Here is a 5,871-nt window from a genome sequence, read left to right as displayed (position 1 = left end):
GGATGCCGTGCCGCGGATCAGGATCGGCCATCGCGGCCGCCCACGGCAAAGGCCGGGCAAACTCCACGCCGATAAGGCCTACGACCACCGTCGCTGCCGCCGGGAGTGCCGCGCCCGTGGCATCACCCCGCGCATCGCACGCCGTGGCATCGAGAGCAGCGCCCGCCTCGGACGACACCGCTGGGTGGTGGAGCGTACCTTCGCCTGGCTCGCCCGCTACCGACGCCTGACCATCCGCTACGAGCGCCGCGCCGACATCCACCTCGCCTTCACCACACTCGCCTGCGCCCTCGTCTGCCTCGGCCAGATTAGGCGGTTCTGTTAGGCGCTCTTAATCGTGTCGATCTTCCGCAACGCGCGCTCGACATCAAGCGGGTAGAGGTCGGAGGGCGCGACGCCGTCGGCCATCAGCGCGGCTTCCAGATTGGCGGTCGGCTGGTCGAGCATGGTGCGCTTGCCCGGGAACTTGCGCGTGTCGAACAGGTCCGCCCAGGTGGTCGGGCGCCGGCCGGCGGGGAAGGTCTTGGTATTGTAGGCCAGGTTGTAGGACCAGGCGATGCAGCCGATCCCGTACTCGTGCACGAATTGCGGCGCGATGCGGTTGGTGTCCACGACGGAGGTGTCGATCTTCTCCAGCAGCCCGTCATGCGTGCCGGTGAAAAGGGTGTTGATGGTCACGTCCACCACGTCCCAGTCCGGCGCGCCGCTCTCGGCCATGGTGCGGAAGCGCGCGGCGTTCATCGGGCCATCCTGCACCACGCGCGCGCCCGTCTCCGCGGCGAAGGGCTCGCAGTAGCAGACCTTCTGCGCCTCCTGGTAGGCGCCGCCCCAGCTCGCGAAGACCAGGGTGGTGCCGCGCAGGCTCTGCGCCAGGGCGGGCCCTGCCGGCGCACCGGCGCCGAGGGCTGCCGCCGTGCCGAGAAGCCCACGGCGCGTCGGTCGGATGGGGAAACCCGTCATGTGTCGCTACTCCTTGCTGTGCTGGGCTGGCGGTGGAGGGATCAGCCGGTGCGCAGGTTCTCGCGCAGCGTGCTTCCGTCGTATCGTGTGCGGAACAGGCCACGGCGCTGCAATTCCGGGACCACGGCGCGGCAGAACCCTTCGAACATGCCGGGGAACATCGTGGGGGCCAGCACGAAGCCGTCGCAGGCGCCGCTGGTGAACATCGCCTCCAGCCGGTCCGCGACCATGTCAGGCGTGCCGACGATCTCACGCCCCCTGCCGCGCTTCAGTGCGGCTTCCTTCAGCGACAGCCCCTCGGCCTTCATCGTCTGGTTCAACATGTCCGCCGTGCCCTGCATGCCCTGGTTACCCTGGGTGAGGTCGGCGAGCGTCTTGCCCTCGGCCAGCTTCGTCAGGTCCGCCCCGAGGCCAGAGGAGGAGGCGGCGAGGCTCAGCTCCGGGTCGATGAGGCTGTTCAGGTACTCCGCGCGCTCCTGCGCGATGCTCTCCGTCTCGCCGAGCACCACGGAGATCCCGGGCAGGATGGCGCAGTCGTCCGGCGCGCGGCCGTGCGTGGCCATGCGGGCGTGGATATCCTCCCGGAAGGTGCGCATGTCCTCCACCCCGCGCTGGGTGGTGAAGATTGCCTCCGCCCAGCGCGCTGCGAACTCCCGCCCGCGGTCGGAGCTGCCGGCTTGCATGATCACGGGCCGCCCCTGGGGGCTGCGGGGAATGGAGAGCGGGCCGCGGGTCTTCACCCACTGCCCCTCGTAATTGGCGTAGCGGACCTTGGAAGGGTCGGCGAGCACGCCGGCCCGCTTGTCCAACACCATCGCGTCCGAATCCCAGCCCTCCCACAACGCGAAGCAGGCTTCCAGCACCTCGTCCGCGCGGTCGTAGCGAAGGTCCTTCGGCGGCAGCTCGTCCATGCCAGCGTTCTGCGCCTCCAGATCGGTGGCGGAGGTGACGACGTTCCAGGCCACGCGCCCCCCGCTCATCACGTCCAGCGAGCCGAGCCAGCGCGCCAAGTGGTAGGCGGTGTGGAAGGTGGTGGAGAGCGTGGCGCCGAGGCCGAGGTGCCGCGTGGCGGCCGCCATGACGGGCAGCACTACGGTGGGATCGAGGAAGCTGATCTGCCCGCCGCGCCGCAGGTAGGGATCGTAGCTGCCGCCATGCACGTCGTAGAGGCCAAACAAGTCCGCGAAGAAGCACGCGTCGAAGCAGGCCTCCTCCAGCACCCGCGCGATGTGCTCGTAACGCGAGGGGCGGAGGATGTCGTCCAGGGTGGATTCCGGGTGTCGCCAGCCGCCGACATGCATGGCGGTGGGGCCGGTCTTCAGATAGGCGACGAGGTGCATGCGGCGTGGCGGCATTGGGGGCGCTCCCTCAGGCCCGCCCGAACTCACGGGGGTGGGCGGAACCTGTTGCGTGGGGAAGCGTGGCATGCCGCGAAACGGCCCCGCATCCGTCGATTCGTAGGAAAGCTAGGCGGAGCTTTCCTAGCTTTCCTTGGAAGTAGGGCCGATGGCCGTCAGCCGCATGGCAAGGGAAAGCCGGAACCGCACCTCGGCATCCTCCAGGTCCAGGCCGAACAGCTCCTCCAGCCGGCGCAGCCGGTAGCGCAGGGTAGAGACGTGGATGCCCAACCGCCCGGCCGTGGCCTGGTACCGACAGGCCTCGTCGATGAAGGCAGTGGCGGTGCCCAGCAGGTCGCCGCCGTGCTCGGCCTCGTGCCGCCGGACCGGGCCGAGCGTGCTCTCGATGAAGGCGTGCACCAGCGCGCCGTCGAAGGCCGAGAGCAGAAGGGCCGAGGGGCCGAACCCCTCCTGCCGAACCGGCCCGTCGCGCCCGAAGATCCGGGCCAGGTCGAGCACGCGGCCGCACTCGGCCCAGGCTAGGCCGTAGTCACCGGGCGCAGCGCAGAGGGGGCCGCAGGCCACCACCGGGCGCAGGCCCCAGCGGGCCCGTATTGGGGCGACCAGCAGGCGCTCCAGCACGGCGTCGGTGATCGGGGCGAGGGCTGGAGTGCCGGGGCCGTCCGGCAGCAACACCGCCACGCAGTCACCCTGTTCGATCGCGACCGCGCCGGGCACAGCCCGCCCTAGGCTGGCGGCCAGCAGGCGCCGCAGCTCCGCCATGCCCGCTGTCAGCCGGGGCAGGGCCACGGCGAGCAGGCGGGTGCGCCGGCCGAGATCCAGTCCCAGCCGCGCGGCGCGCGCGCGCATCCAGGCCGGCTCCGCCGCGCCGCTGCGGAAGAGCTGCTCCATGAGATCGGCCAGATCCCGCGCTTCCCGCTTCGCCTCAGCGTGATGGCGCATGACCTGGGCGGCGAGGGCGAAGCGCACCTCCTGCACCGCCACCCGGTCCAGGCTGTCCATGCCCCGTTCCCCAGGAAAGACGAGGAGAAGGCCAGCCGTCTCCCCCTCCACCCGCAGCGGCTCCACTGCCACCGGCAGGGTTCCGGCCAGCCCGAAAGCCGAGAGATCCAGCGGCACCACCTCACCCGGCGCCGAGCGGCCCGCTAGACCGGCCAGCACCGGCCCCGCTGGCCCCTGCGCCAGCTCCCGCCAACCGCGCTCGTCCAGCCGCTCGGGCAAGGGCGAGCCGCTGGCGAGGATGCTACCCGTGATGAAGTCCAGGATCAGCATGGGGTGCGGGAGGATTGCACCGGCCATGCCCGCGACCAAGGAGAGCGCCGCCCCCTCCAGTACCAGCTCCATCAGCCCCGCCCCGGCTTCCAACACCCGCCGGAGGCGCTCCCGCTCGCGCTGTTCGCGTTGCAGGTGCTTCACCTTCTCCACCGCCAGGGCAACGAGGTGGGCGACGGTGGTGAGGAACTCCAATTCCTCGTCTGTCACCTGCGTGCGCTCGCGGGTGTGGAGGGAAAGGACCATTTCGTGCTCCTCGGCGTTGGTGCACCCGAGGGGGAGAAGAGCAACGGTACGATAGCCTCGCGCCCGCGCGTCCTCCTGGTAGCCTGGGTAACGCTCGGAGCGCTGGGCGTCCACGATGACGAGAGGGCGGCGCGTTTCGGCCACGAGGGGGACGGGGCTGGTCACCAGGGCCCAGCGGCGCGGCCGACCGGGTAGCGGGCCGTCGGGGTCGTACCCCGTGACCATCTCGGAGTAGCCACTCTGCCGGTTGACGGCCATGATCCCGCCCCGCGGCCAGGGCTCGCCGCGGCAGACGGCCAACAGAACGCGATCAAGGATGGTTTCGATGTCGCCGCCGGCGTTCACCGCGCTGGCGATGACCCGCAGTCGCTCAAGCCGTATCTTGGCCGCCGCCTGCTCCGCCTGGGCCTGATTCGAGATGCCGGAGTGCGAGGCAGGTGTTACACCGATGGTCATGGCATCAGCTTAGCTCCCCCAACATCCGATGCGAATTGTCCGAGAATCCGAGGTGCAGTCAGAGTCACATCGAGCCTCCAGAACCCTCGGCCATCCTTTCCCGCCTGACCTTCGCCTTGTGCTCGACGGCCGCCTGCCCGGCGCGAGACTATGGTGCAGGCCTATCAAGGCCGACGTAGCTCGGATCTAAGCTCGAGTTTGGCCATCTGAGACAGGCGTAGGCGGCGAGGCGGGTGACTGGCTAGGCTGGCGTGTCCCCGCCAAGAGACGCCGCCATGCTTCACCTGCCACCCCGCTTCGCCGCGGTGATCCTGAGGTGGTCCCCGGAATTCGGACAGGCGGATAAGCTCGGTTCGCCCTGAGAAGGACGGACCTGATGACGGGGAAGCGGACGCGGTATTCAGCGGAGTTCAAGGCGAAGGTGGCGCTGGAGGCGCTGCGGGGTGAGCTGACGACGGCACAGCTGGCGGCCAGGCACGGCATCCATCAGACGATGGTGGGCGAGTGGAAGCGCCAGGCCGTGGAGGGCATGACCGGGGTGTTCTCGGGCAAGTCGGCGGCCGAGGAGAGCGCGAGGACCTCCGAGGCGGAGGTTGAGAAGCTGCACGCGAAAATTGGGCAGTTGCTGGTGGAGCGGGATTTTTTGGCCAAGGCGTCCGGACGATGAGCCTGGAGCGACGACGGCAGATGATCGAGCCCGATCACTCACAGCTCTCGATCCTGCGCCAGTGCGAGTTGGTCTCGATCAGCCGCTGCGGGTTCTATCACCGCCCTCGGGGCGAGACGCCGCTGAACCTGGAATTGATGCGGCTGATCGATGCGCAGTTCCTGGAGACGCCCTGGTACGGATCTCGGCAGATGGCGCGCCATCTCCGGCGCGAGGGCTACGTGGTCGGCCGCAAGCGGGTGCGGCGGCTGATGGCGAAGATGGGCTTGGCGCCGATCTACCAGCGGCCGCGGACGACCGTGCCGAACCCTGAGCACCGGGTGTGCCCCTACCTGCTGCGGGATCTGGCGATCGGGCGCCCGAACCAGGTCTGGTGTGCCGATTTGACCTACATCCCGATGCGCCGGGGCTTCCTCTACCTGGTCGCGGTGATGGACTGGGCGACCCGCAAGGTGCTGGCCTGGCGGGTGTCGAACACCATGGATGTCGAGTTCTGCCTCGAAGCTGTGGAGGAAGCATTGGCCCGGCACGGGCGGCCCGAAATCTTCAATACCGACCAGGGTAGCCAGTTCACCTCGCCGCGGTTCACCGGCGTGCTGCAACGGGCTGGGGTGCGCATCTCCATGGATGGACGGGGACGCTGGATGGACAATGTTTTCATCGAGCGGCTCTGGCGCAGCCTGAAATACGAGTGCGTCTACCTGCACGCCTTCGAGACCGGCTCGGAGCTTCGGGCCGGGCTCGCCAGGTGGATTGGCTACTACAACGCCGGACGACCCCATTCCGCCCTGGCCGGGCGCACGCCTGACGAGGCATATGGGACAGCCGGAATGGAGAGACTGGCGGCCTGACGAAAATCAGAGCCGAGCTTATCACAGCCGCCAAACTGTCCGACGGTCGGGGACCACCTCA

At 69.1% G+C, this 5,871-nt stretch carries 5 protein-coding genes; 2 read left to right on the top strand and 3 right to left on the bottom strand.

Annotated elements, in window-relative coordinates; all coding sequences use genetic code 11:
• Positions 1–325: transposase (locus tag BT98_RS0119890; protein WP_027297465.1), on the top strand; the 325-nt coding region annotated here is incomplete at its 5' end.
• Here BT98_RS0119890 and BT98_RS25290 read toward each other — a convergent pair.
• From BT98_RS25290 to BT98_RS0119875, 3 genes are all read right to left on the bottom strand, one after another.
• Positions 322–960, bottom strand: coding sequence for an extracellular solute-binding protein (locus tag BT98_RS25290; protein ID WP_019463387.1), 639 nt, complete (start codon positions 958–960; stop codon positions 322–324). The genes BT98_RS0119890 and BT98_RS25290 overlap by 4 nt on opposite strands.
• Before the next feature lie 41 nt (positions 961–1,001).
• A complete protein-coding gene (locus tag BT98_RS0119880; protein ID WP_019463388.1) occupies positions 1,002–2,315 on the bottom strand; it encodes an LLM class flavin-dependent oxidoreductase in 1,314 nt (437 codons plus the stop codon).
• A gap of 126 nt (positions 2,316–2,441) precedes the next feature.
• Positions 2,442–4,292 carry a helix-turn-helix domain-containing protein gene (locus tag BT98_RS0119875; RefSeq protein WP_019463389.1) on the bottom strand — a complete coding sequence of 617 codons (1,851 nt, stop codon included), beginning with the start codon at positions 4,290–4,292 and terminating at the stop codon, positions 2,442–2,444.
• 376 nt (positions 4,293–4,668) lie between these two features.
• Between BT98_RS0119875 and BT98_RS0119865 the strand changes: the two genes are divergently transcribed.
• Positions 4,669–5,810 (top strand): IS3 family transposase gene (locus BT98_RS0119865; protein WP_115359382.1). Its coding sequence is split into 2 segments (ribosomal slippage): positions 4,669–4,930 and positions 4,930–5,810, totalling 1,143 coding nucleotides; the frame shifts between segments, so codons are not numbered across the junction.
• Positions 5,811–5,871: the final 61 nt, after the last annotated feature.

It is taken from the genome of Roseomonas mucosa ATCC BAA-692 (assembly GCF_000622225.1).
Lineage (GTDB): Bacteria > Pseudomonadota > Alphaproteobacteria > Acetobacterales > Acetobacteraceae > Roseomonas > Roseomonas mucosa.
Note: the sequence above shows the minus strand (reverse complement) of the source record. Positions and strands in the feature narration are given on the sequence as shown.